The 23,134-nt window shown below is 68.8% G+C and carries 26 protein-coding genes; 15 read left to right on the top strand and 11 right to left on the bottom strand.

What is annotated here, in order from left to right:
• The first annotated feature begins 8 nt into the window (after nt 1–8).
• The 5 genes from ACIBX3_RS39835 to ACIBX3_RS39815 all read left to right on the top strand — a co-directional run bounded on the left by ACIBX3_RS39835 (nt 9) and on the right by ACIBX3_RS39815 (nt 7,258).
• On the top strand, nt 9–2,144 hold the full coding sequence (locus ACIBX3_RS39835) for a discoidin domain-containing protein (protein WP_397125742.1): 2,136 nt from the start codon (nt 9–11) through the stop codon (nt 2,142–2,144).
• The gene (locus ACIBX3_RS39830) at nt 2,141–3,853 is read left to right on the top strand and encodes a carbohydrate-binding protein (RefSeq protein ID WP_397125741.1); all 1,713 of its coding nucleotides are present in this window, start codon (nt 2,141–2,143) and stop codon (nt 3,851–3,853) included. Before ACIBX3_RS39835 ends, ACIBX3_RS39830 begins: the two co-directional genes overlap by 4 nt.
• 159 nt (nt 3,854–4,012) lie before the next feature.
• The gene (locus ACIBX3_RS39825) at nt 4,013–4,717 is read left to right on the top strand and encodes an HAD family hydrolase (protein ID WP_397125740.1); all 705 of its coding nucleotides are present in this window, start codon (nt 4,013–4,015) and stop codon (nt 4,715–4,717) included.
• A gap of 67 nt (nt 4,718–4,784) precedes the next feature.
• On the top strand, nt 4,785–5,651 hold the full coding sequence (locus ACIBX3_RS39820; protein WP_397125739.1) for an alpha/beta fold hydrolase: 867 nt from the start codon (nt 4,785–4,787) through the stop codon (nt 5,649–5,651).
• Between the two features lie 215 nt (nt 5,652–5,866).
• Nucleotides 5,867–7,258, top strand: coding sequence for a flavin monoamine oxidase family protein (locus ACIBX3_RS39815; RefSeq protein WP_397125738.1), 1,392 nt, complete (start codon nt 5,867–5,869; stop codon nt 7,256–7,258).
• Between the two features lie 18 nt (nt 7,259–7,276).
• Here ACIBX3_RS39815 and ACIBX3_RS39810 read toward each other — a convergent pair whose 3' ends face one another.
• From ACIBX3_RS39810 to ACIBX3_RS39795, 4 genes are all read right to left on the bottom strand, one after another.
• On the bottom strand, nt 7,277–8,692 hold the full coding sequence (locus tag ACIBX3_RS39810) for an MFS transporter (protein WP_397125737.1): 1,416 nt from the start codon (nt 8,690–8,692) through the stop codon (nt 7,277–7,279).
• Between the two features lie 174 nt (nt 8,693–8,866).
• Nucleotides 8,867–9,220, bottom strand: a complete 354-nt coding sequence (locus ACIBX3_RS39805) for an ArsR/SmtB family transcription factor (protein ID WP_397125736.1) — start codon at nt 9,218–9,220, stop codon at nt 8,867–8,869.
• On the bottom strand, nt 9,217–9,663 hold the full coding sequence (locus ACIBX3_RS39800) for an SRPBCC domain-containing protein (RefSeq protein ID WP_397125734.1): 447 nt from the start codon (nt 9,661–9,663) through the stop codon (nt 9,217–9,219). The genes ACIBX3_RS39805 and ACIBX3_RS39800 overlap by 4 nt, the downstream gene beginning before the upstream one ends.
• Nucleotides 9,664–10,084: 421 nt before the next feature.
• Complete coding sequence (locus tag ACIBX3_RS39795) at nt 10,085–10,585, bottom strand: MarR family winged helix-turn-helix transcriptional regulator (RefSeq protein WP_397125733.1); 501 nt, start codon at nt 10,583–10,585, stop codon at nt 10,085–10,087.
• A gap of 73 nt (nt 10,586–10,658) precedes the next feature.
• On the opposite strand from ACIBX3_RS39795, the gene ACIBX3_RS39790 reads away from it, so the two are divergent.
• Complete coding sequence (locus ACIBX3_RS39790) at nt 10,659–11,234, top strand: DUF998 domain-containing protein (RefSeq protein WP_397125732.1); 576 nt, start codon at nt 10,659–10,661, stop codon at nt 11,232–11,234.
• 51 nt (nt 11,235–11,285) lie between these two features.
• Here the strand turns inward: ACIBX3_RS39790 and ACIBX3_RS39785 are convergent, their stop codons facing one another.
• From ACIBX3_RS39785 to ACIBX3_RS39775, 3 genes are read right to left on the bottom strand one after another with little or no spacing between them, the layout of a single operon-like run.
• Entirely contained in the window at nt 11,286–12,083 is a 798-nt protein-coding gene (locus ACIBX3_RS39785) for an ABC transporter permease (RefSeq protein ID WP_397125731.1), read from the bottom strand.
• Nucleotides 12,080–12,844, bottom strand: a complete 765-nt coding sequence (locus ACIBX3_RS39780) for an ABC transporter permease (RefSeq protein ID WP_397125730.1) — start codon at nt 12,842–12,844, stop codon at nt 12,080–12,082. The genes ACIBX3_RS39785 and ACIBX3_RS39780 overlap by 4 nt, the downstream gene beginning before the upstream one ends.
• Nucleotides 12,837–13,634, bottom strand: coding sequence for an ATP-binding cassette domain-containing protein (locus tag ACIBX3_RS39775; protein WP_397125729.1), 798 nt, complete (start codon nt 13,632–13,634; stop codon nt 12,837–12,839). Before ACIBX3_RS39775 ends, ACIBX3_RS39780 begins: the two co-directional genes overlap by 8 nt.
• A gap of 66 nt (nt 13,635–13,700) precedes the next feature.
• On the opposite strand from ACIBX3_RS39775, the gene ACIBX3_RS39770 reads away from it, so the two are divergent.
• The 7 genes from ACIBX3_RS39770 to ACIBX3_RS39740 all read left to right on the top strand — a co-directional run bounded on the left by ACIBX3_RS39770 (nt 13,701) and on the right by ACIBX3_RS39740 (nt 19,523).
• Nucleotides 13,701–15,185 carry a recombinase family protein gene (locus tag ACIBX3_RS39770; protein WP_397125728.1) on the top strand — a complete coding sequence of 495 codons (1,485 nt, stop codon included), beginning with the start codon at nt 13,701–13,703 and terminating at the stop codon, nt 15,183–15,185.
• A 237-nt stretch (nt 15,186–15,422) separates the two neighbouring features.
• A complete protein-coding gene (locus tag ACIBX3_RS39765; protein ID WP_397125727.1) occupies nt 15,423–15,632 on the top strand; it encodes a hypothetical protein in 210 nt (69 codons plus the stop codon).
• Entirely contained in the window at nt 15,632–15,985 is a 354-nt protein-coding gene (locus tag ACIBX3_RS39760; RefSeq protein WP_397125726.1) for a hypothetical protein, read from the top strand. Before ACIBX3_RS39765 ends, ACIBX3_RS39760 begins: the two co-directional genes overlap by 1 nt.
• On the top strand, nt 15,982–17,805 hold the full coding sequence (locus tag ACIBX3_RS39755) for a hypothetical protein (RefSeq protein ID WP_397125725.1): 1,824 nt from the start codon (nt 15,982–15,984) through the stop codon (nt 17,803–17,805). The genes ACIBX3_RS39760 and ACIBX3_RS39755 overlap by 4 nt, the downstream gene beginning before the upstream one ends.
• A gap of 226 nt (nt 17,806–18,031) precedes the next feature.
• Nucleotides 18,032–18,469: a hypothetical protein gene (locus ACIBX3_RS39750; protein WP_397125724.1), complete on the top strand. Its 438-nt coding sequence runs from the start codon at nt 18,032–18,034 to the stop codon at nt 18,467–18,469.
• A 205-nt stretch (nt 18,470–18,674) separates the two neighbouring features.
• Nucleotides 18,675–18,965, top strand: coding sequence for a hypothetical protein (locus tag ACIBX3_RS39745; protein ID WP_397125723.1), 291 nt, complete (start codon nt 18,675–18,677; stop codon nt 18,963–18,965).
• Between the two features lie 297 nt (nt 18,966–19,262).
• On the top strand, nt 19,263–19,523 hold the full coding sequence (locus ACIBX3_RS39740; RefSeq protein ID WP_397125722.1) for a hypothetical protein: 261 nt from the start codon (nt 19,263–19,265) through the stop codon (nt 19,521–19,523).
• A 162-nt stretch (nt 19,524–19,685) separates the two neighbouring features.
• On the opposite strand, the gene ACIBX3_RS39735 is transcribed toward ACIBX3_RS39740, so the two are convergent.
• Nucleotides 19,686–19,916 (bottom strand): hypothetical protein, encoded by a 231-nt coding sequence (locus ACIBX3_RS39735; RefSeq protein WP_397125721.1) that lies wholly within the window; start codon nt 19,914–19,916, stop codon nt 19,686–19,688.
• Nucleotides 19,903–20,118, bottom strand: coding sequence for a hypothetical protein (locus tag ACIBX3_RS39730; protein WP_397125720.1), 216 nt, complete (start codon nt 20,116–20,118; stop codon nt 19,903–19,905). The genes ACIBX3_RS39735 and ACIBX3_RS39730 overlap by 14 nt, the downstream gene beginning before the upstream one ends.
• A gap of 117 nt (nt 20,119–20,235) precedes the next feature.
• Here ACIBX3_RS39730 and ACIBX3_RS39725 point away from each other — a divergent pair, with 117 nt between their 5' ends.
• On the top strand, nt 20,236–20,496 hold the full coding sequence (locus tag ACIBX3_RS39725; RefSeq protein WP_397125719.1) for a GntR family transcriptional regulator: 261 nt from the start codon (nt 20,236–20,238) through the stop codon (nt 20,494–20,496).
• A 164-nt stretch (nt 20,497–20,660) separates the two neighbouring features.
• Nucleotides 20,661–22,052, top strand: a complete 1,392-nt coding sequence (locus tag ACIBX3_RS39720; RefSeq protein ID WP_397125718.1) for a phage major capsid protein — start codon at nt 20,661–20,663, stop codon at nt 22,050–22,052.
• Nucleotides 22,053–22,586: 534 nt separating this feature from the next.
• Here ACIBX3_RS39720 and ACIBX3_RS39715 read toward each other — a convergent pair.
• Nucleotides 22,587–22,730 carry a hypothetical protein gene (locus ACIBX3_RS39715; RefSeq protein ID WP_397125717.1) on the bottom strand — a complete coding sequence of 48 codons (144 nt, stop codon included), beginning with the start codon at nt 22,728–22,730 and terminating at the stop codon, nt 22,587–22,589.
• A 57-nt stretch (nt 22,731–22,787) separates the two neighbouring features.
• Nucleotides 22,788–23,078 carry an antibiotic biosynthesis monooxygenase gene (locus ACIBX3_RS39710; protein ID WP_397125716.1) on the bottom strand — a complete coding sequence of 97 codons (291 nt, stop codon included), beginning with the start codon at nt 23,076–23,078 and terminating at the stop codon, nt 22,788–22,790.
• Between the last annotated feature and the right edge of the window lie 56 nt (nt 23,079–23,134).

Here is a 23,134-nt window from a genome sequence, read left to right as displayed (position 1 = left end):
GGCCGCACATGTCCCGTGCGCCCCGTACCGCCCTGCTCGCCGCACTCACCCTCGTCCTCGGCCTGCTCACCGCCACCCCGGCCAGGGCCGACCTGCAGCATCCGCGCCAGGCCTTCCTGCGGGCCTCCGTCGGAGGGCTGTTCCTGCACTGGGGCATGCGCACCTCGCCCGCGCACACCAGCTGCTCCGCCTGGGAGAACGCCGTCACCAGCGGCGGCTGGGATCCGGACTACTGGGTGGGCGAGGCCAGAAAGCTCCACGTCCAGTACATCGTGCTGGCCACCTTCCACAGCCGGCTCGGCTACGCGCGGCCGTATCCCTCGGCCATCCCCGGGTCCTGCCGTACCAGCAGGGACCTGCTCGGCGAGCTGATCGAGGCCGCCGACGCGCAGGGGCTGAAGGTCATCCACTACATGACCGACGACCCGCAGTGGTGGAACGAGGGGCTCGGCTCCGGCCAGTCGTGGCTGGACTCGGAGGCCTTCTCCGACCACGTCGGGCACGACGTCGACCTGCACACCCGTGACGGGTTCGGCGAGTTCAGCTACCTGCAGTTCTTCGAGCAGATGCAGCGCTACCCGAAGCTGGCCGGGTTCTGGATCGACAACGACAACGCCTACTGGGAGCGCAACGACCTCTACGAGAAGATCCACCAGCAGCGCCCCGACATGACGCTCAGCAACAACAACGAAGACACCCCCGAAATGGACATGATCAGCAATGAGCAGAAAACGGGGATGACGCCGGCCTACGACTATCCGCAGGCGGTCTACACGGCGGCGCCCCGGCTCATCGAGGCCGACTTCAAGCTCCCCACCAGCGGCCCCTGGTGGTACGGCGGCTCCGACCAGGCCGTCGACCACAAGCTGACGCTCGGCCGGCTGATCACCAACGCGGGCTCGTCGGTCAAGGCGCTGATGGCCGAGACCCCGATGAAGGCCGGGCGGATGCCGCCCGCGCAGGAGGCGTTCAACGATTTCGCCGAGGGCTACCTCGGCGCGATCCGGGAGTCGCTGCACGGCACCGAGGGCGGCGGCTACATGTACGGCGGCCTCGACCCGGGCTTCTGGAACAACGGCGCGCACGGCGTCACCACGATCAGCAAGACCGACCCGAACCTGCACTACGTCCACGTCCTGACCCGCCCGTCGGGCGGCACGCTGTCGCTGCGCGACAACGGCTACCGGATCAGCTCGGTGACGAACCTGCGTACCGGGGCGGCGGTGGCCTTCACCCAGGCGGGCGGCACCCTGACGCTGAGCGGGATCGCGTCGTGGGACCCGTACGACACCGTGTTCAAGGTCGTCTCCAGCGGCCGGGAAGGCATCCACGCCGGCGTCACCCTGTCCGCCTCGGCCTCCGCGAGCGGCCATCCGGCCGCGCACGCCGGTGACGGCGACTACCTGACCTACTGGGACGCCACGTCGGCGGGCACCGTGTCGCTCCGCTTCGACCTCGGCTCGGCCAAGCCGATCCGCTACCTCGGCATCAACCAGCGCGAGGACTCCACCACATACCCGGCGTCGAACTCGGCCCGCGTCAACGGCTACCGCGTCTACGTCAGCGCCGACGGCACCGACTGGGGCAGCCCGATCAAGACCGGGAACCTGCCCAACCACCGCGGCGTCCAGATCATCGACGTGCCCGCCACCACGGCCAGGCACGTGCGGCTGGAGAAGACGAGCAGCCACGGCATCGCCAGGTTGCGCGTGGACGAGGCGTGGATCGGCGGCCGGTACGCGGGCACCGCCGGCACCCGCCACGAAGCCGAGGACGCCACGATCGGCCAGGGCGCCGTCGAGTCCAACCACGCCGGCTACTCCGGATCCGGCTTCGTCAACGGCGACAACGCGGCGGGGTCGTACGTGGAGTGGACGATCCCCTCGCCCGCGGCGGGAAACGCGACGATCGCGCTGCGCTACGCCAACGGCACCACCGCGAACCGCCCGATGACGATCACGGTGAACGGCGCCACCACCCTGACCCGCGACTATCCCGGCACCGGCGCCTGGTCCACCTGGGCCACCGACACCTTCACCGTCCCGCTCACCGCCGGGACCAACACCCTGCGGATGACCGCCACGACCGCGGGCGGCAACCCCAACCTCGACTGCGTCGACGTCACGACAGGAGGCCTCTCATGAGAGCGACCCTCGCGGCCCTGCTGCTGGTCGCCACGGGCCTGGTCCTGCCCGCGGGACCGGCCGCCGCCGTCTCCGACAACGGGCTGTCGATCAGGCCCGCCATGGGCTGGAGCAGCTGGAGCTTCATCCGCCGCTGGCCCACCGAGGCCAAGATGAAGGCCCAGGCGGACGCGCTGGTCAGCAGCGGCCTGGCCGCCAAGGGCTACATCTACGTCAATCTCGACGACTTCTTCCAGAAGTGCGACGCCAACGGCTTCGTCGTCGACTCCTACGGCCGATGGGCCGTCGACACCGCCAAGTTCCCGTCCGGGATCAAGGCGCTGGCGGACTACGTGCACGACAAAGGGTTGAAGTTCGGCTTCTACGTCACCCCCGGCATCGCCAAGAACGCCGTCACCGCCAACACGCCGGTCGAGGGCACCTCGTACCGGGCACAGGACATCGCGGACACGACGCAGACGCACAAGAACTACAACTGCAAGAACATGTACCGGCTCAAGCACTCCCACCCCGGCGCCCAGGCGTTCATCAACTCCTGGGCGAACCAGATGGCCTCCTGGGGCGTGGACTACCTCAAGATCGACGGCGTGGACGCCACCACGATCGCCGACGTGGAGGCGTGGGACCGGGCGCTGCGCCAGACCGGCCGGCCCATCAACTTCGCCCTCTCCAACAACCTGCCCATCGCCCAGGCCACCACCTGGAAGCGGCTCGCGAACAGCTGGCGTACCCAGGGCGACGTCGAGTGCTACTGCGGGTCAGGACCGAACGGCAGCGGCTACCCGCTGACCGACTGGGCGCACGTGTCGAGCCGGTTCAACTCGGCGGCGTCCTGGCAGCCGTACGCGGGGCCCGGCGGCTGGAACGACTACGACTCGCTGCAGATCGGCAACGGCGACCAGGTCGGGCTCACCGCCGACCAGCGCCGCTCGCACTTCACGCACTGGGCGATGGCCGCCAGCCCGCTGCTGCTCGGCACCGACCTGACCGCGCTCACCTCGGTCGACCTGGCCATGCTGCGCAACGACCGGCTCATCGCGGTCAACCAGGACGGCGTCGCCGCGCAGCGCGTCGTCAACAGCGGCGTGAACCAGGTGTGGCGCAAGCGCGAGTCGAACGGCGACTACATCGTCGCCCTGTACAACACCGGCACATCGGGCAACTCCACGGTGAGCGTCACCTGGTCTCAGGTGGGCTTCACCGGGCCCGCCACGATCACGAACCTGTGGTCCGGCGCGTCGGAGGGCACCGCGGCCTCCTCCTACAGCGCCACGCTGCGCCCCGGCGAGACCCGCCTCATCCGCGCCAGGCCCCTCGCCGCCCAGCGCTACGAGGCCGAGGACGCGACGATCTCCCAGGGCGCCGCCGAATCCAACCACGCCGGCTTCTCCGGCACCGGCTTCGTGAACTACGTCAACGTGACCGGCTCGTACGTGGAGTTCACCGTGAACGCCGCCGCGCCCGGCACCGCGACGCTCACCCTGCGCTACGCCAACGGCACCACCGCGAACCGCCCGATGACCGTCACGGTCAACGGCGCCACCACCCTGACCCGCGACTATCCCGGCACCGGCGCCTGGTCCACCTGGGCCACCGACACCTTCACCGTCCCGCTCACCGCCGGGACCAACACTGTCCGGGCCACCGCCACCACCGCCAACGGCGGCCCCAACGTCGACTATCTGGAGGCCGCCTTCGAGGGGACGTAGCGCTTCAGAAACCGATGAACTCCGGCGCCTGGACGACGGCCCCCAGCCCGCCGTCCAGCGTGGGGGAACGCCCGCCCTCGCCGGTGCCGCGGAGGCCGTGACCCCCCACGTGGCGGGCGGCCATGGAGCCGGCATCACGCAGACGTTATCGTCTGCTCTGTGATCCGCGCCGTGGTGATAGATGTGGACGACACGCTCTGCCTCACCGAGGCCGCGTGTTTCGGGCTCGAGAACGACGTCCTGGCGCGCCTCGGCCGCGGGCCGATGTCCCGGGCCGTCCACCTGTCCACGTGGGGGCAGCCCTTGCTCGATGCGATGCCGCGGCGCTCCCCCGGTCTCGACCTCGAGGCGTTCGCCGCCGTCCATCAGATCGTGCTCCGGGAGTACGTGGCGGCCGGCCTGCTGGACGTCGTCGCGCGAGAGAACCTCCATGCACTCGACGAGCTCGCCGCCGCGGGTCGCAGCGTCATGCTGCTGACCTCACGCACCGAAGCCGAGGTGGAGCACCTTCTGGCACCGGACCATGCGCTCGCCGGTCGGGTCGCCGCCGTCTACCACGCGGGAAACATGCGCTTCCGCAAGCCCGACGGCCGCGCCTTCGACGAGCTTCTGGCCGCCACCGGCCTGGAGCCCCGCCAGTGCCTGTACGTGGGCGACTCCCCCGGCGACGCCCAGGCCGCCAACGGCGCCGGTCTGCGCTTCATCGCCTGCCTGCAAAGCGGCCTCAGACGACGCGCCGACTTCGGCTCCCACCAGGTCGACGCGTTCATCGGCACGTTTCCCGAGATCGTCGATGCCGTGACACGCCTGGAGGCTGTCGCGACGCCTCAACCGCTTCAGGTTGAACCGCGCTCCGGCGCGTAGGGTGCCGGCCGATGAGTTTCGCCGCTCGCGCTGGTCTCCATGATGAGCATCGAGAAGGAGCGACCCCATGACCCAGCCCAAGACCCACACCCTCGAAGTGCCCGGCGGCGTCCTGACCTATGACGTGCGAGAGGTGGAGGCGAGCACCGGTCCGATCCTGCTCATGATCGGATCGCCGATGGACGCCAGCGGGTTCACCAGCCTCGTCGGCCACTTCCAGGACCGTACGGTGGTGACCTACGACCCGCGCTGGACCGGGCGCAGCAGGCGGACCGACGCCCCCCGCGAGGCGACGCCCGACCTGCACGCCGACGACCTGCACCGGCTGATCGACGCGCTCGGCGGCGGGCCGGTGGACGTCTTCGCCAGCAGCGGCGGCGCCGTCAACGGGCTCGCGCTGGTGGCCCGGCATCCGGAGCAGGTGCGTACGCTCGTGGCGCACGAGCCCCCGGCCGCCCAGGCGCTGCCGGACCGCGAGCAGGCACTGGCCGCGGTGGTGGACATCCGCAAGACGTACGACCGGGAAGGTTTCGGACCGGCGATGGTGAAGTTCATCGCGGTCACCAGCCTGCGGGGCAACATTCCGCCCGATTTCGCCGATCAGCCCGTTCAGAGCCCGGCCTCTTTCGGGCTGCCGACGGAGGACGACGGTTCCCGCGACGACGTGATGTTCGGGCAGAACCTCATGACGTGTACGCACTACGAGCACGACTTCGAGGCACTACGCGCGGCGCCGACCCGCATCGTCGTCGGCGTCGGAGCCGAATCGGAGGGGGAAATGGCCCACCGCTGCGGCCTGGCGGTCGCCGAGCGCCTCGGCACCAAGCCGGTGACCTTTCCCAGCCACCACGGCGGCTTCCTCGGTGACGGGTTCGGCATGAAGGGCGACCCGGACGCCTTCGCCGTCACGCTGCGCCAGGTCCTGGCCGAGTAGGGCCGGCAGCGTTCCGGTCACGCTCGCGACGACTCCGCCCCGGGCGTGACCGGAACCGGACGGGTGCGAAGGCGCGGCGGTTTGACACCGCGGCGTAGCGCCGGAAATGATCTGTGCGCACAAGTGAATCGACGAAGTCAGCGCCGTGGTGGCAGGTGGGTGCGCTGTCGTGTTCGCGCATGTCGCGAACACGACCAACACCCACAGGAGGTTTCATGTCCCACCACCGTCCCGACGTTGACGTCATCGTGGTCGGCGCAGGTATGGCCGGGCTCGTGTGCGCGGACCGTCTCCGCCGCCGCGGGGTCGAAGTCCTTCTCGCCGAGGCCCGTGACCAGGTCGGTGGCCGTACGGCCGGAATCGAGGTCGACGGCGAGACCGTCGACCTCGGCGGGCAGTTCATAGGACCGGGCCAGGACCGGATGTACGCGCTGGCCGCTGAGCTCGGCGTGGCCACCTTCCCGACGCACACCGCGGGCGCGAACGTCCTCGAGACCGAGGCCGGACGGTCGCGCCGGTTCCGCGGCATGGTGCCGAAACTCGGTCCGCTGACGCTGCTGGACGTGGCCCGCGCCCAGTCCCGCCTCGACCGGCTCGCCCGTACCGTCGATGCCGAGGCTCCGTGGCGTGGCCCGGACGCGGCGGCGCTCGACGGGCGAACTCTGCAATCCTGGATCGACCGCACGCTCAAGACCCGGGGCGGGCGCCGGTTCCTGGTCCTTGCCTGCCGGGCGATCTGGGCCTGCGAACCGAGCGAGTTGTCGCTGTTGCACGCGCTGTTCTACGTGAAAGCCGCGGGCAGTCTGGCGGCGGTGACCGACGTCGAAGGAGGCGCGCAGCAGGACCGGCTGGACGGCGGGGCATACGGCCTGGCCGCCAGGCTCGCCGGGCGGCTGGGCACCGCGATCCGGCTGAACGCGCCGGTCCAGCGGATCGAGCAGGACGATTCCGGTGTCGTGGTCACCGCCGACGACGGGACCGCGTGGCGGGCCGGCCACGCGGTGGTCGCGGTCCCTCCCCCGCTCGCGGCCCGGATCACCTTCCGCCCGCCGCTGCCGGCCGCGCGCGACAACCTGCTGCAGCGACTCCCGATGGGCAGTGTGATCAAGTACGTCGCCGGCTACCCTGAACCGTTCTGGCGGCAGGCCGGCCTGAGCGGCACCGCCCTCAGCCTGCGCGGCCCGGTCGCGATGACCGTCGACAGCAGCCCGCGGTCCGGGCGACGCGGCGTACTGATCGCCTTCGTCACCGGCACCCCCGCCCGAGACCTCGCCACGCGCTCCCCCGCGGAACGCCGGGCGACCGTTCTCGACGCGCTCGGCCGCCTGTTCGGCCCGCAGGCCGCCACGCCGGTGAGCTTGGTCGAGCGAAACTGGAACGAGGAGACGTTCGCCCGCGGCGCCTACGCGGCGGTGTTCCCGCCGGGTGCGTGGACCCAGCTCGGTTCCGCGTTGCGTGCGCCCGTCGGCCGGATCCACTGGGCGGGCGCGGAGACCTCGCCGCGCTGGTACGGCTACATCGACGGCGCGGTGCGATCGGGAGAAGCGGCCGCGGACGCGGTGACGCGGGCCATCCGCACCGCGCCGGCACGCGGCCGGCCCTCCTGAGCCACGCGGGCCGCCGGGTCAGCGGTGGCCCGTGCGGCCCGCCTCCTCGGGCACCGGTACGCCTGCCGCTGCCGTGCGGCGCTCGCCGCGTGGACGCAGCCCGAACCAGATGAGGACCACGCTGGCGAGCGTCACCGCCACGTCCACGCTCAGCGCGAGATGGATACCGGCCAACTCCACGCTCTGCGTCGCGGCGAGCGCGCTCAGGATCGGGATGCCGACGGTGATGGCCACCTGCTGGGTCATCGAGGTCAGCCCCGTGGCCAGGCCCTGCTCCTCGTCGGCCAGCCCCGAGGTCCCCGTCACGGTGTACGCCACGATGCAGGTGACGTGCCCGAAGAACCCGACGAACAACGCCGGGATCAGGACCATGAGCGCCGCCCGGTCGGCACCGAGGAAGACCAGCGGGAGGGTCGCCAGGCCTTGGACGGCCAGGCCCACGGTCAGGACCGCGCGGTTGCCGAAGCGTCCGATGACGCGTCCGGCGATCACTCCGGCGGCCACGGCCGCCAGGCCGGGGACACCGAAGATCAGGCCGGTGACCAGCGGGGAGAGGCCCAGGATCTTCTGCAGGTAGAGCGTCGTCAGGAAGATCATGGCGGGCTCCATGATGAAGATCACGAACCCGGCGTAGTTGCCCCACTTCACCGTGGGCCGCCCGAGGATGCGTACCGGGGCGAGCGGCGCTGGAGAGCGCAGCTCGATCCTCCAGAACGCGGCCAGCAGCAGCACACCGACGACGGCTGAGGGGAGGTTCCTCTCGATGACCCCGTAGATCACGGCCAGCAGGCCGCCGGTCACGGTCACCGCTCCGGGCAGGTCGAGTCTCCCCCGGTCGGGGACTCTGCTCTCGCTGATCAGGTAGGGGGTGAGCACCAGAATGACGACGGCGACCGGAACGTTGATGAAGAACGCGGCGCGCCAGCTGAGCAGGCTGACCAGGGTGCCGCCGACCAGGGCGCCGACGGTGAAGCCGCCGGAGAGCAGCGCGCCGTTGAGCCCCAGGACGCGCTCACGCAGGGAACCTTCTGTGAAGGTGGTGGTGAGCAGGGACAATCCCGCGGGCAGGGCCATCGCGGTGGCCAGGCCCTGCAGCGCTCGGGCGGTCAGCAGCATCTCGGGGTTGGCGGCGAGGCCGCCGAGCAACGAGGCCCCGGTCAGCAGGACCATGCCGGACAGGAACAGCCGGCGGCGGCCGAACAGGTCCGCCATCCGGCCGAACAGCAGGGTGAAGCCGGCGGCGGGCAGCGCGTAGGCGGAGGTGATCCAGGGCAACCCGGTCACTCCCAGCCCGACGCCCGCGCCGACCTCCGGCAGCGCCACGTTCAGGATCGAGAAGTCGACGGACAGCATGAATCCCGAACCGATCAGAACGAACAGGGTCAACCACTGCCGGCCGCTGATGGGTGGGGGCGCGATGGTGCCGGTGGACATGCGTAGGGTTCCCTTCGTCAAGGATCTTCAAGAACCCGCTGTCGTCAACGATCAGCACGCAGCCCGGCCGCACCGCCCTGACGAGTCGTCAGCCCCTGACGTTCACAACGGGCACCCTGGCCAGGCGCGAACAGGCACCTGGCCAGGGGAATGAGAAAGTGCGGCTGGAGCCCGCTAGTGCGGATCCTGCTCCGCCGCCTCGGCGATGCGCTTGATGGCCGCCAATCGCCGATCCCAGTCGGCCGCGAGCGCGGCCATCCACTGCGCGGTCGCGTCCAGCGCCGCGGGCCGCACCGCGTACCGCACCTCGCGGCCGACCCGGCTGCCGGTAACCAGCCCGGCGGCGTCGAGGACGGTGAGGTGCTTGACCACCGCCTGCCGCGAGACGGGAAGTCGTTCGGCGAGCGTCGTCGCGGTGGCCTCGCCCTGCGCGGCGAGGAGATCGAGCAGCTGACGTCGCGTCGGGTCGGCCAGCGCGACGAGGACGCTGTCGACCGCCCCGGCGGCGTCGCGACGTTCGTCCGTCACACGGACGGCTGCTCGGCGCGCTTCTTGAACGCGTCGAGCACCTGAGGCCAGCCGCTGGTGTTGTCCTTCAGCGCCTGGCGGCGCAGGTCCTCGGACCCGGCCAGCGCGGCGAACCCGCTCTCGACGACGCGGAGCCGCGTCTGGCCGTCCTCCGTGGTCAACGTGATCTCCACGAGGGTGCTGTTGTCCTCGCGCAGCTCTTGCCCGGCGAACGCGCTGGCCCAGCGGTACGCCACGTACGTCGGCGGCTCGACCTTCTCCACGCGCACCGGGAAATCGCCGTACTCGGTATTCTTCGCCACGATCGACTCGCCTTCCTTGGCCACGGTGCCGGCCAGACTCCCCTCGTCGGCCACCCAGAACCCGGGTTCGGTCACCAGCGACCAGACCCGCTCCAGGGGTGCCGCTATCAGGATTTCGCGTTCGATCCGATCCTCGCTCATGAGGAGACTCCTTCACTACCGCCTTTTGTGTGCAACCTCAGAGTTGCACATCAGTCCCACAAAGCGCAACCCGAGGGTTGCGCTTCCGTTGTGCAGTCCGGCCACCCGGACGCCCTGGCCGGCGAGCTGCACGCACAGGGCGATGATGAGCGGCCACTGCGCGGACCTGGCGGCGCAGGGGACACCGATCCCCGGTGTGCACCGATCGCCGGGGAAGCCGGCCCACGACAGGCCGGACAGGATGACGAGGATCACCCCCGCCGCCGTCGGCCGCGACCTGAGGCGCGAAGGCGCGGACCACCGAGAGAGCGCCGAAGTAGTGGATGTCCGTCTCCAGGCGGATGTCGTTCAGGTCGCCTGCGAGCAGACGGGCGCCACCCAACCTCCGGCCAAGGCCCGCGTCTCGAAAGCAGGGTGCGACTCAGCCCCATCCGGGGTCCTGTGCCAGCTTCTCGGCGATCCGGTCGTGGAAGCTCTTGCGTGCGAGGGCCTGCTCGATATCGGCGACGACCCGCGAGAGCGGATAGGGGATCTCGCTCTCCAGGTCGGCGATGGCGGCCTCGGTGGCGCGCCACTCCGCCGCCAGGCGATCGACGATGTCGCGGGCTTTGCCGGTGAGCGTCACCTTTTTGCTGCGCGCGTCTTCGCCCGCGACAGTCTGGACCCAGCCGGCCGCGCGCATGGCGGCCACTTTCTGGCTGAGTGCCGAATGCGTCCGGTTGACCGACTCGGCCAGTTCGGTGATGGTCATCGGCCCGCAGGCGTGAAGCCGGAGCAACTCCATCACGAAGCTCGGCTTGAGCCCGTCGATCTGTCCATCGGAGTAGATCTGGGCGATGTCCGCATCCATTGATGCCTGGAGAAGTCGCAGAGGGCGCCAGAGGCTCTGCTGGGTGGGGTCGAGCGCATGGGAGTCCGCCATACGTGGATTATTACAGCGTTTATATAAGCACTGTTAGGTTGGGGCGCCGTCCCGGACTGCGAGGCGACGGCAAATGAGACGAGGCCCGCCGCAGAGTTACACGCGCGCCAAGCGCGAGCGCCGCGAACAGCGCGAGAACACCGCCCGGACATCGTCTTGCGAGCAGTCGATCGGGTCCGAACTGCTGTTCGTGGCGTGCGCGATCGGGCTGCGCCGGGTGCTGAGCCCGGCGGCGGGCCGGGGCGGCGCTTGGGGACCGCGGCTGGTAGGCGTCTTCGGAGCCGGGATGGTCGCCGCGGCCGTGTTCTCCGCCGACCCCGCCGACGGCTTCCCGCCGGGAACGCCGACCGGCCCGCCCACGAGCATCAGCTGGCAGGGAGGCGTGCACTTCCTCGTCGCGGGGGTCGCCTTCCTCTCGCTGGTCGCCGCGTGCTTCATCTTCGCCCGGCGGTTCGCCGCGGCCGGCCGTCGCGGCTGGGCGGCCTTCAGCACGGTGACCGGCGCGTTCTTCCTGGCAACCTGGATCTCGATCTTCGCGCTTCAGGGAGCGCGTGCGGCCAACATCGCCTTCGCCGTCGCGATCGCGCTCGCCCTGGCATGGACGTCGCTCCTGGCCGCGCACCGGCTGGGCCGGCCCGGCCGTGAGTGAGGGTGGTGATGGCCAGGCCGGCGGCGGCCAGGGGTGATGATCTCCCGGTTGCTAGTAGCGGCCGAGGGTGCCGCGGTGTCGGGCGAGGTGTTCGAGCCGGTTGAACAGGACCACCCCGGCGGCCGTGACGAGCAGCGGCTGGGCCAGCAGCCAGCCGAGACCCCAGCCGGTGGGGAGGGCCGCCAGGGAGTGCCCGCCGAGCAGGATGTCGCGCATCGCCTCGATTCCGGGCGCGATGGGAACGACCAGCCGGCTGAGGAAGGCGATCGGGTCGGGCATGGCGGCCAGGGGAACCAGGGTGCCTCCGGCGATGGCGTAGACGGCCACGGACAGCTGGGGGATGATCTCGATGCGTTTGAACACCAGGGTCAGCCCGCAAAGGATCAGGGCCAGCCCGCAGGTGCCCAGCACGATGGCGGCCAACGGCACGATCACCTGCGCGTCCAAGGGCAGGTGCCCGCCTTGCACGGTGATGGCGGTGGCGCCGGCGGCCAGGACGGCCAGCGCGGTGGGCACGGCCGAGATCGCGGCGGCGACCTGCCGGCCGAGAACGAGCGCGGCCGAGGGCAACGGGGTCAGGTAGGTCTGTTCCAGCACGCCGGACTGGATGTCGCCCAGGTAGCTCCAGAACACCCGGTTGACCTGCTCGTGGATGAAGGTCAGCGCCACCATGCCGAGCAGCACCGGCAGCAGCAGGTCCGCACGTAGCTGCCCGCGTCCCATGAACAGCACGATGAGCAGGTAGAACAGCGGAAAAGTGATCATCTGGATGAGGACTTCGCGCCATCCGGCGAGCAGGTTGAGCAGGCCCTTGCGGACTTCGGCGGCGAATCCGCGGGCGAAGGTCATGACGACTCCAGGGCTCGGCGGTGGTTGCGGACGAACAGCAGGCCGGCGACGGCGGTGAGCGCGAGGGTGTGGGCGAGCAGCCAGGGCAGGGTGCCGCCGGTCCAGAGCCGGGTCAGGGTCCGGCCCTCGAACAGCGTCTGGGCGAGCGCTTCGACGCCCAGCGTGGTGGGCAGCACTCTGGCCGCCGCGGCCAGCCAGTCCGGATACAGGGCCAGCGGCAGGAACGAACCGTTGAGCAGCAGCACCAGCGAGGTGAACAGCGACTGCAGGGCGCCGATCATCGGGGAGACCAGGGCGAGGGCGGCCAGCAGGAAAGTGAAGGCCAGCGTGTTGATCCCCAGGAGCACGGCGGGCAGGAGCGCCGCCCAGCGCAGGGGGATCGTGATCCCGGCCACCAGCATCGGGACGAGAGCGGCGACGACGGCCACGGCCAGCCCGAACACCGAGGCGGTGATCAGCCGGCCGAGCATCGGCAGCCATGGCGGCGCCGGTGTCATCTGAGCCTGGGCGAAGGTGCCGGCACGTTTCTCCTCGATGAGGTCGGCCACCATCACCAGGCCGGCGTACTGCAGGAACCAGTAGCCGCCGATCGCGACCAGGGTCTGCGGCAGCAGGTCGTGGCGCAGCTCGCCCTGGCCCAGGACGAGCTGCAGGCCGAGGTACATCATGGTGCTGATCAGCAGCGTGATCACATGCCCGGCGGGGTGGGCGAGCTGGACGCGCAGCCCCTTGCCGATCTCGGCGCGCAGGACGTCATGCATGGGACGGCTCGTTCACCAGGGCGAGGAACACGTCCTCCAGACCGGGCTGCACCTGCGTCAGCGACTCCAGGACGGCTCCCTGCGCGCGCAGCCGCTCGACCACCTCATAGACCTCGCTCGGCTCATTCACCCGCACGCTGATGGTGGTGACGCCCTCCCGGGTGACGGCGTCGAAGCCGGGCGGCACGGCGCCCTCGACGCGGATCTCGTACCGGTCGCGTTCTCGGAAGCGGGCCAGCAGCTCACGCGTGGGCAGGTCGGCCACGAGCCGCCCCTCACGCATGACGGCCACCCGGTCGCACAGTTCCTGGGCCACGTCGAGCTGGTGGGTGGTGAGCAGGATGGTGGTGCCGAGTTCGCGGGCCTGCTCGGCGATCCAGTTCTTGACGGTGCGGGTGGCCTCGACGTCGAGGCCGATGGTCGGCTCGTCCAGCAGGACGATCGGCGGGTCGGCGATCAGGGCGGCGGCGATCGCGACCTTCTGCTGCATACCGCGGGAGAAACCGCCGACCTTGTCGTGGCGCCGCTCCCACAGGCCCAGATCGGTCAGCAGATCCTGGGCACGCTCGGCGACCCGGGCCTTGCGCAGGCCCTTGAGCCGGCCGAAGTACAGCAGGTTCTGCCAGGCCGAAAGACTCCAGTAGACGTTGCGCGAGCCTTCCAGCACGGCACCGAACTGTGCCATGGCGGCCGAACGTTGCCGGGACACCTCGAAGCCGCCCAGCCGGACCCGGCCCGAGGTCGGGGTCAGCAGCCCGGCCAGCATCTTGATGGTGGTGGTCTTGCTCAACCCTCGATTCCGACGCTTCTCCCGCATACGCTGTGACCAGCGGTCAAGCACAAGGGAGCACGGGACATGGCGAAGCGAGCGGCAATCCTGGCAAGGATCTCCGATGCCGAGATCGATGAGACGGCCGGTGTCGATGATCAGGTGGCGGACATGCGGAAGTACGTCGCTTCCCGTGGCTGGACTCTCGACGAAGCACACATCTTGATCGAGAACGACACGAGCGCGTACAAGGTCGATAAGCGCACCGGCCGAACCAACCGGCCGAAGTTCCACAAGGCGAACGACCTCCTTCGGACGCGCGCCGTTGACGTGCTCGTGGTGCTCGACATTGACCGGCTCGCCCGTCAGCCCCGAGACCTCGAAGACACGATCGACATCGTGACCGGCTCGGGGTTCGCGGTGACGTGCGAGAGCCTGACGGGGTCATGTCAGCTCACCGACGATTCCGGGATCATGGTCGCTCGGATCATGTGTGCCGCCGCGAACAAGTCGAGCCGGGACACCGCGCGCCGCGTGAGCCGTGCTCGGCAGCGTCAGGCCGAAGAAGGCACGTTCGGGGGCGGCCGACGTCCCTACGGCTTCGCCGACGACGGCGTGAGCCCGATCGAGTTCGAGACGGCCGTGATCCGGCGCATGGCGGACGTGGTCCTTCTCCCGACGTTCGGCATGCCGAAGGGTCCGAGCGTCGCGGGCATCGCCCGTGACCTTCGCTCGGACGGCATCCCGGCGGCCGATGGTGGCCAGTGGACCGCGCCGACCGTCCGTGACGTGCTCATGCGCCCCCGGAACGCCGCGCTCATGGTCCACAAGAAAGGCACCGGCCGGAAGACGTACGGCCCTGGTGACGTGGTCGGCACCGCGCCATGGGACGCGATCGTGACCCCTGACGAGTTTTGGGTGATCATGGGCAAGCTGACCGACCCGAACCGGCGGACGAACCCCGGTGTCGCGCCCCGTCACCTTCTGTCCGGCATCGCGACGTGCCCGTGTGGCGCTGTGGTCCGCGTCTCGGGGTCGAGCGGCAAGCGCGACCGGCCGATCTACGCATGCCAGGGCGGTACGGGACGCGCCCCCGGACCGCACGCCACCGCGCCGCAAGCCGACCTTGACGCGCTCGTTGAAGGGCTCGCCGTGGTCATCCTGGCTCGGGACGCGGCCGACCTGATCAAGCCGTCTCAGGGCACCGTGGACGCGGGCAAGCTTCGCGGTCAGGTGGCCGTCCTTCGCGAGAGCAAGGCTCAGCTTGGCGAAGATCGAGACATGGGGTTGGTCGATCGTCCCGAGTACCTTCGCCGGGCGAAGAAGCTTCAGGTCCGGATCGAGGACCTCGAACGTCAGCTTGCCGACGTCGCCGACGTCTCGCCCCTGGCAGCGTTCGCCGGGGTCGAGTCCGAAGACGCGGCTCGCGCCGTCTGGGAAGGGCTCGGGGTCGGCACCCGCCGGGAGATCGTTCGGGCCATCATGACGATCACGCTCAAGCCCGCCGGGAAGGGCTTCCGGCCGTCGATCGACCAGCGCGTGACGATCGAGCCGATCAAGCCTCAGGCTTGAATCTGGCGGAATACAAAAGGGCCGGTGACCTGGAAGAACAGGCACCGGCCTTTGACTTGCGTTCCTGAAAACGACCCCCTACCGTGTAGGTAGATCGCTGGTCACGAACCAGCGCCGGGGCTCGGCAAAGAGGTTGACGACCTCGCCCCGGAAACGCCTTGATCGCTGTACCAGCGGACCCCCGTGAAGTCGCCGGGGGATGGCACCGCAAGATCACTCCGAATCGGAGATCTTGCTATGGCTGAGATGCCGACCCCCGGTCAGGTAGCGGCGAAGATCGCTCGCACGAAGCGACACGCCCCCAGCACGGACACGACCGAGATGTACCGCGAGCTTCACGCCGCGCACATTGCGAAGGTCGTCCGCGAGATGGCCGCGAAGTTCCCGCCCCTGAACGATGACCAGCGCGCCACGATCGGGCTGCTCCTGAAGGGCGGGCAGCACTGATGATCGAAAACAAGAAAGGCCGCCCTGGCGGGGGCGACCTCTCAACGAAGATCGGCGCTGGACACGAAGCTCTTCCCCTTCAGGGTACGTCTGACCAGCCGTCACAGGCAACCGCACCGGTCGGGGGGCTTCGCTACCCCGCCCCCGGTGGTGACTACGTCGCCAAGTACGCGGACGGCGAGACGTGGCCCGTGGTCGGCTTCGACCTCAGGGGCAATCCGTTGATCAACGTCGCCGGTGAGATCCTCCGTGCCGACGCCTTCCCGCTCTACGAAGCTCAGGGGTTCGCCGGGCTTCTCGCCGGGACCTACAAGACCGGAAGCACCGTGGAAGCGCTGGGGGTGGCGGCATGAACGAGATCAAGTGGTGTCCGAAGTGTGAGGCCAACCCCGACGCGGACCCGTGCGCCGAGTGCGCCGACCGACTCGCCGCGAGCCTTCACGGCATCCGGTACGAGACGATCACCGGCGCAACGACGAAGGTCAAGATCGCGACCCCCGACCCGAAGACCGGTCTCACGAGAATCAAGGTCGGTAGCAAGAGCGACGCGAACGACTGGCTTCGTGAAGAGCTGGGTCGTGGTCCGCTCTCGGGGCTCTTCCGGCGCGGCGGCGAGATGGTGTTCACGCCCCGAGTCGGCGAAGAGGGATACGTCCCGCCCCGTGCCGAGAACGAGGAAGACGGTCCCGCTCAGGTACGCGCCATGACGGCGCTCGACCTGAAGACGGCCGTCGAGATCCGGTACTCGCTCGGGGTCGTCCGGCGGAAGGAGATCAAGGGAGAGGAAGGGAGCGAGGAAGGGGGCAGGGACGAAGACGAGACCCCGACCAAGACCCGGATGTGGTGGGAGCGGAAGACGCTGCCGACCGAGTGCGCGAACCACGCGCATTCTGCGGCTCGCTCAGGTGACGGGGTCCCGAACCTTCGGGTTCTCCGTGGCGTCACGCACACACCGATCGTGCGGCCGGACGGGGGCATTCTCGACCGACCCGGATACGACGCGGCGACCGGTCTCCTTTTCCTGCCGGAAGCCGGGCTTGTCGTCCCGCCGGTCAGCGTTATCCCGACCCCCGAAGAGATCAAGGACGCCGTCCGGCTGGTCTCTTCGATCGTCGCTGAGTTCCCGTTCGTCGAAGAGCACCACCGCGCCAACTGGTTCGGGATGCTCTTCACGCCGATCATGCGGGCGATGCTGCCGGGTCCGTACCCCGCGTTCGTCATCAACGCGCCGTCGCCGGGGGCGGGGAAGAGCTTCCTCGCGAGCATCCCCCGGACCGTTCACGGGGGCATCCTCCGTGCGGGCTTCCCCGAGACGGACGCTGAGCTGACGAAGGGCGTACTCGGCATCCTCACGGAGACGACCGCGCCCGTGGTCACCCTCGACAACGTCCGGGGGAAGATCAAGAGCGCGGCCTTCGAGGGGTTGCTGACGACGGCGACGTTCTCGGATCGGCTACTCGGCAAGAACAGTGAGCGGACCGCGCCGAATGATCGCGTGTGGACGATCACGGCGAACAATGCCGAGATCGGGGGCGACCTCGCCCGGCGCTGCTACTGGGTCGTGATCGACCCGAAGATGCCCCGACCTCACGAACGGAGCGGCTTCACGCTCGATCTCCGGACGTGGGTCCCCGAGCACCGGGGGGAGATCATCGCGGCTCTCCTGACGATCGTCAGGGGGTGGCTCGCGGCCGGTCGGCCGACCGCGCCACGCAAGCGCAGCGACGACTACGCGACGTGGGACGCGGCCATGGCCGGAATGCTCTCGTGGGCGGGCTTCGCCGGTGAGTTCGGCCGGAAGGACGAAGATCACCTTGAGAGCGACGACGACAAGGAATGGCGCGAGTTCCTGACCGAGGTCGCTCGGGTCATGGGGGTCAACCGGCCGTTCAAGGTCGTCGAGCTGGTCGAGACGATCGCAGATTCAAGCCTCGACCTGACCCCGTTCGCGGACGGCGAGCCCCCGAGCGACACCTTCGACCCGACCAAGCTCCCCGGCGACCTCGCGGACAAGTGGAGTCGGGCGACCGGCAAGGCGGGCTTCGTGAGGTCACTCGGGAAGTGGGTCGCCAACCGGAAGGGACGGTACGTGGGAGACCTCGCGATCGACTTCCGGCCCGACCCGAAGAAGGGCGGCACGTACCGAGTCGTCAGGTTCGGCACGGAGAGTTAGCACCCGATCGGCTTACCGGCGGGGCTCGGAAAGGGGGTGTAGGGGGTGTAGAGGGTCACTTTCAGTGGTTCGTCGGGAAACACAGGGCTGAAGGTACATAGGTGCCCCGGATCTACAGGCAGACCGTTGGAAATGACCCTCTACACCCCCTACACCCCCCACCTGAGCCCGGCACGAAGCCTCTCGGGGATGTCACACAGAGTCACAGAGATAAGGAGAACGGATCATGAGTGACCTCGACAGTTGGATGCCAAGAGCCGTCAACGCGGCGGATCTCCTCAGAGGGTTCGAGGCGGAAGCCCGTGCCCGGCGACGCTGGCACCGTGGCGCGATCTCTGACACCCGGTGGAACGGGTGGCGGCTCAAGCCCAGTACGTACGTGCTCGAACTCGTTCGTGACGGGAATTTCGTCTACGAAGTGGACCTAGATCGCTGCCTCGACAGTGCCGAGACGCTCGATTGGATCATGCAGGTCTCAGGCAAGGAGTTCTACCGGCTCGACATGGGGGCGGTGATCTCGGGTCTGATCTACGCGATCGATGACGTGATCGATCCGCAACGGCGCATGTGCAGCTTCGGCAGCTCGACGCGGCTCACACAGAAGGAGGTGCGCGCGGCCGTCCGCGAGTACGTCAAGAACTTCGGAAAGAGAAAGGAGTCATGACCATGACCACGACGACCAGCCGGGGGCGGGACCTAACCGCCCCCGACCGGCCGACCTCATTCTGTCCGATGTGCCTACCGGCCGTCGTGATCGACATGGGGCGGTCTGAGATCGCTCACGAAGCCCGGTGTCCTGCCGGGCTACTGCCTGCCGGGGCACCCATCACGGGCGCTCACGGGGGCTCTCAGAGCCAGGGAGGGGCACGATGAAGGGGCAGCTCGAACGACGGGCGGCAGTGCAAGACCAGGCGCTCATAGGCGCACCGACCACGTTCGACGGAATGCCCGTGGTGATCCACGAGCGGCCGACGTGGTCCGAGATCGTTCCTCGCGAAGACGTGGCGTTCGGTCGTTCGCTGCAACGCGCGTGGTCGATCGTGATCCGCATACCTCGCGCGCTCGCCGTGTGGTTCTTGATCGCGACCGAGACTTGGTACACGTTCGCGGTCGTGATGCTCACGCTCGCCTCGATCGTGATCATCTACGCGACGCGCTGACCAGCGATGCGTACCGATGGTTCCGTAACCACGTACCACAGTCGTACCAAATGGTACGGACGGTACCGAAGTACGTACCACGGTCGTACCGGTACACGCGGTACCAGTTGGTACGCGCGGTACCGCGAGTGCCCTTCCTTGGCGGGGTTCGGCGCGACCAGCTCGACGACGACCGGATACCGGGGGGTGGGGGTCGGGATCACTGCAAGATCGCTCAGAAGGAGGACCCCGCCCTCTTTCTTTTCTCTCCCCGTGCCCCAACCCCACCGATCGACCCCGCAAGAGAGGAACCCTGAGATGACCAGCTCGACCAACCAGACCCCCGAGATCAAGCCCGACCCCGTCAAGACGGCGTTCAGTCAGTACGTCGCCGGTCTCCTGATCGAACTCTTCGAGCGGCCGGACGCGGCCGACGTGATCAGCCGGTGGGAGCGTGGCGAGATCCTGTTCATGGTCTCCCCGCGCGGGCTCGCGGCCGTCGCGAACGACGACGGCGCGACCGAGAGCCCGACCGAACCCGAGCCCGACGACAGGCCGGTGCCGGGGCTCTATCTCTGACCGTCGCGAGCGCTCGACGTGCCTTCCCTGGCGGGGTTCAGCACGTGACAACTAGTCAGCCAGATACGAACGCTAAGCGCCAACGCTAAGCACGCACCCCCGATCCCGTACGCGCGGGCGAAGACCGCTTAGCGCTAAGCCCCTGGTCAGAGCCTTGATCGGCTAGCGCTCGCCGGTGACGACCTGACTCCACAGTTCGAGCGTCTCGCGGTGCGTCAGCGACCGGCCGACCTCGCTCACGACCTCGCGCTTCCCGGTGCGGTCGGTCCGGCGGATCACGTCTTGCCCGCCTTCACAGCACAGCTCGAACTCGACCTTGCCCCGCGTGACGATCTCCCGAACGCGGGACGTCGTTCCCCGCGAGTCGTACGGACGCCAGTCAAGATCCGGCACGGCCGTCGAGCACCTCCCGGACGTTCGTGATCGAGATCAGAATGCGGACTTCGTACGCGCGCCACACGAGAAGTTCCCAGTTCTCAGCGCTGACCGTCCGGCCGCTCTCCCGGTGCCGACCGCGCCACATGTCCGCTTCGGAGTCGTCCCGCCACACGTCGAAGCCGGGAATCGCGTCGGGGATGTATTCGGGCTCGCTCATGCTCTTGCCTTCGCCCTAGATGACTACTCGTCATGGGCAAGATATAGCGAGATATAGCCCGGTGTCTCGCGCTCGACCTCGCCCACGCTGACTAGCCGTCACTACGGTGAGCGAGTGATGATCGAACTCGACCGAAGCCGTCCGCTCTGGCCACAGGTGGCCGCGATCATTCGCGAGCGGATCGAGTCCGGCGAGTACCCCGCCGGTGAACGGGTCCCGTCCGTGCTGGCACTGGTGACCGAGTTCGGTGTGACTCAGGTGACGATCAGGAAGGCCGTCGCGGCTCTCCGGGATGATCACTACATCCGGACCGAGACGGGCATGGGCTCGTACGTGCTGACGGCGAAGGAACGCGAAGCCGCTCAACGGGGCGAGTGACGTACGCTGATCACAGACCCCGCGCTGATCGCGCCGGTCGGGAACGTCGGGCACTGACCCACCTTCCCGAGACCGGCCGACGATCGAGCGCAGACGGAACCGCCGGGCGTTCGCCCACTTCCTGACGGGTTGATCCATAAGTGATCGACTTCAGGAGATCAGCCATGTCCCGACGTACCCCCGTCCAGATCCGTTCGGAGATCGACGAACTTCGCACCGTGCTTACCGAGATCGACGCGGCGGCCGGTGACGACGCGATCAGCGGTGACGAACTCACCCGCTGGAACGAGACTCAGGACAAGATCGACGCGCTCGTTCGCGAGTACCGGACCGAGATCCGGCGCGACGAACTCGCCCGTGACGCGACGCGTACCGGCCGGATCGACCGTCCGCAGTCAGCCCCCGTCCGGGGGACGGCGAGCCGGGCGCGTGACCTCGCGCTGTGGCGGCTCGACGACCTCGTGAGCGGCAACCGGCTTCCGGCTCGCGCGGCCGAAGTGGCTCAGGGTCTTCTCGACGTCGGCCCGAAGCCGGAACGCGACCTCGCTACCCGGTGGATCATGGCGGCCGGTGACGACGCGTACGTTCGCGCCTTCGCCAAGCTCGCGGCCGACCCGATCCGGGGTCACATGACGTGGACGGCTGAGGAGAGCGCCGCGTACCGCGCCGCGAACGAGGTCCGGACCGCGCTCAACCTGACCGGCGGCGCGGCCATGGTCCCGCTCGTGATCGACCCCGCGATCATGCTCACGAGCGACGGCAGCAACAACCCGCTTCGGGAGATCTCGCGGGTCGTGACCACCGTCAGCGACTCGTGGAACGGGGTCACGTCCGCCGGTGCAACGGCCGAATGGAAGACCGAGGGGTCTCAGGCGGCCGATGGAACCCCGGCTCTCGCGGCGGCACCGATCCCCGTCTACATGGGCGATGTGGACGTGATCTATTCCTACGAACTCGGGATGGATGCGCTCGACTTCACCAACCAGCTTCGCCGGGCGAGTCAGGACGCGGCCGATCAGCTCATGGCGACGGCGTACACGACCGGTGCGGGCTCGACCGAGCCGACCGGCATCGTGACGGCGCTCGCGGGCACGGCGAGCGAGATCAACGGCACCGGTTCGGAAGCGCTCGACGACTCCGACCCGTTCGCACTCCAGAACGCTCTACCGGCGCGGTTCTCGGCGAACGCGCGGTTCATGTCGCACATCGCGATTGCGAACGCGTACCGGCAGATGGAGACCACGAACGGCGCTCTCCAGTTCCCCGAGCTTCGGGAGAACCCGCCCCGGCTTCTCGGGAAGCCCTGGCACGAGAACTCGAACATGGACGGCGCGATCAACGCGGCGGCCACGGCGAACAACTACGTCGTGGTTTACGGCGACTTCGCGAACTTCGTGATCGTGGACCGGATCGGAACGACGGTCGAGTTCCTCCCGGACTACGGCGCGAACGGTCGGCCGACCGGTCAGCGCCACATGTTCATGACCTTCCGGACGGGTTCGGACGTGGTCGTGAACCAGGCGTTCCGTCTGCTGGACATCCCGACGACGGCGTAACCTGACGGCGAGTGCAGGGAATCACTCGTAGGCGAAGCCCCCGCCGGTGGAACGGTGGGGGCTTCGTCGCGTCCGGGGGTAGCCTGATCGCGTGTTGGGAACGGGTTCCCCTCGAAGCCCCCGCCCGTGGAACGGTGGGGGCTTCGTCATGTCCGGGGGTAGCCTGATCGCGTCACATCGTGCCGATGCCTCCCTGTCACAGGTGACGACGGGACCCCCGGTCAAGTTTGACGGCGCGATCGGGGGTTTCGTGCTGTACGGCCCTGAGAGCCACGCTGAGCGACTTGGCCCCTTTCCGGGGGTCGTCTATCCGGGGAGTACGTGAGAGCCCGTGAGCGTGCGCTACAGCAAGCCGCATCGGGCAGGATCGCGCCCCATCTCGCCATAGCTCGCCGAGAGCGCGAATCCCATGATCGAAGTTGTGTGAGAGCGATCCTAAGCAAGATCGCTCGTAGACCCCTAGGTCAGTGAGGGTCCGGCGACGGCTTCGAGGCTCGATCGTGTATCCGGCGGGATTCAAGGGGCACAGTTACGTCACAATCCCTCGTTCGGCTTGCCGGCGCCGTTGGGGCCCAGGAAGCCGAAGACCGATCCGGCGGGGACGTGCAGGGACACCTCGTCGACCGCCCGGACCTGCGCCGCGCCGTACACCTTGGTCAACGCCTCGATCTCGATCATGTCATCTCCTCGATTCGGGGAACCCCCGGCCCCGGGTTCCGGGGCCGGGGCGGGCGGTCAGAGCTCGTCGAGAACCTCGATGTCCTCCGCTGTGACCTCGCGGACCACCGCGAACGCCGCGGCGCCCGCGTCCGTGCCGCGCAGTGTCTGGCGGGCCGCCTGCAGGCCGGCGGCCGAATCCCAACGCCAGACGCCGACCCAGGTCTCGTCGTCGAGCCGGCCGAGGCGTGCCTCGGTGAGGCCGGACAGCCTGGCCCTGGCGGCAGAGACCAGAGCTGCGTGCCGGGCCCGGACCTGGTCGGCGTCGGCGGGATCGGCCTGGAAGCGGGTGACGCTGATGATCGGCATAACTGGAGCCTCTCTCTAGAGTTGACTTCTAGCGACTGAATCTAGAGATAGACTCT

The sequence above is a fragment of the Nonomuraea sp. NPDC049480 genome, assembly GCF_044465905.1.
In the GTDB taxonomy this organism is placed as follows: domain Bacteria; phylum Actinomycetota; class Actinomycetes; order Streptosporangiales; family Streptosporangiaceae; genus Nonomuraea.
This window is presented reverse-complemented; position numbering and strand designations above follow the sequence as displayed.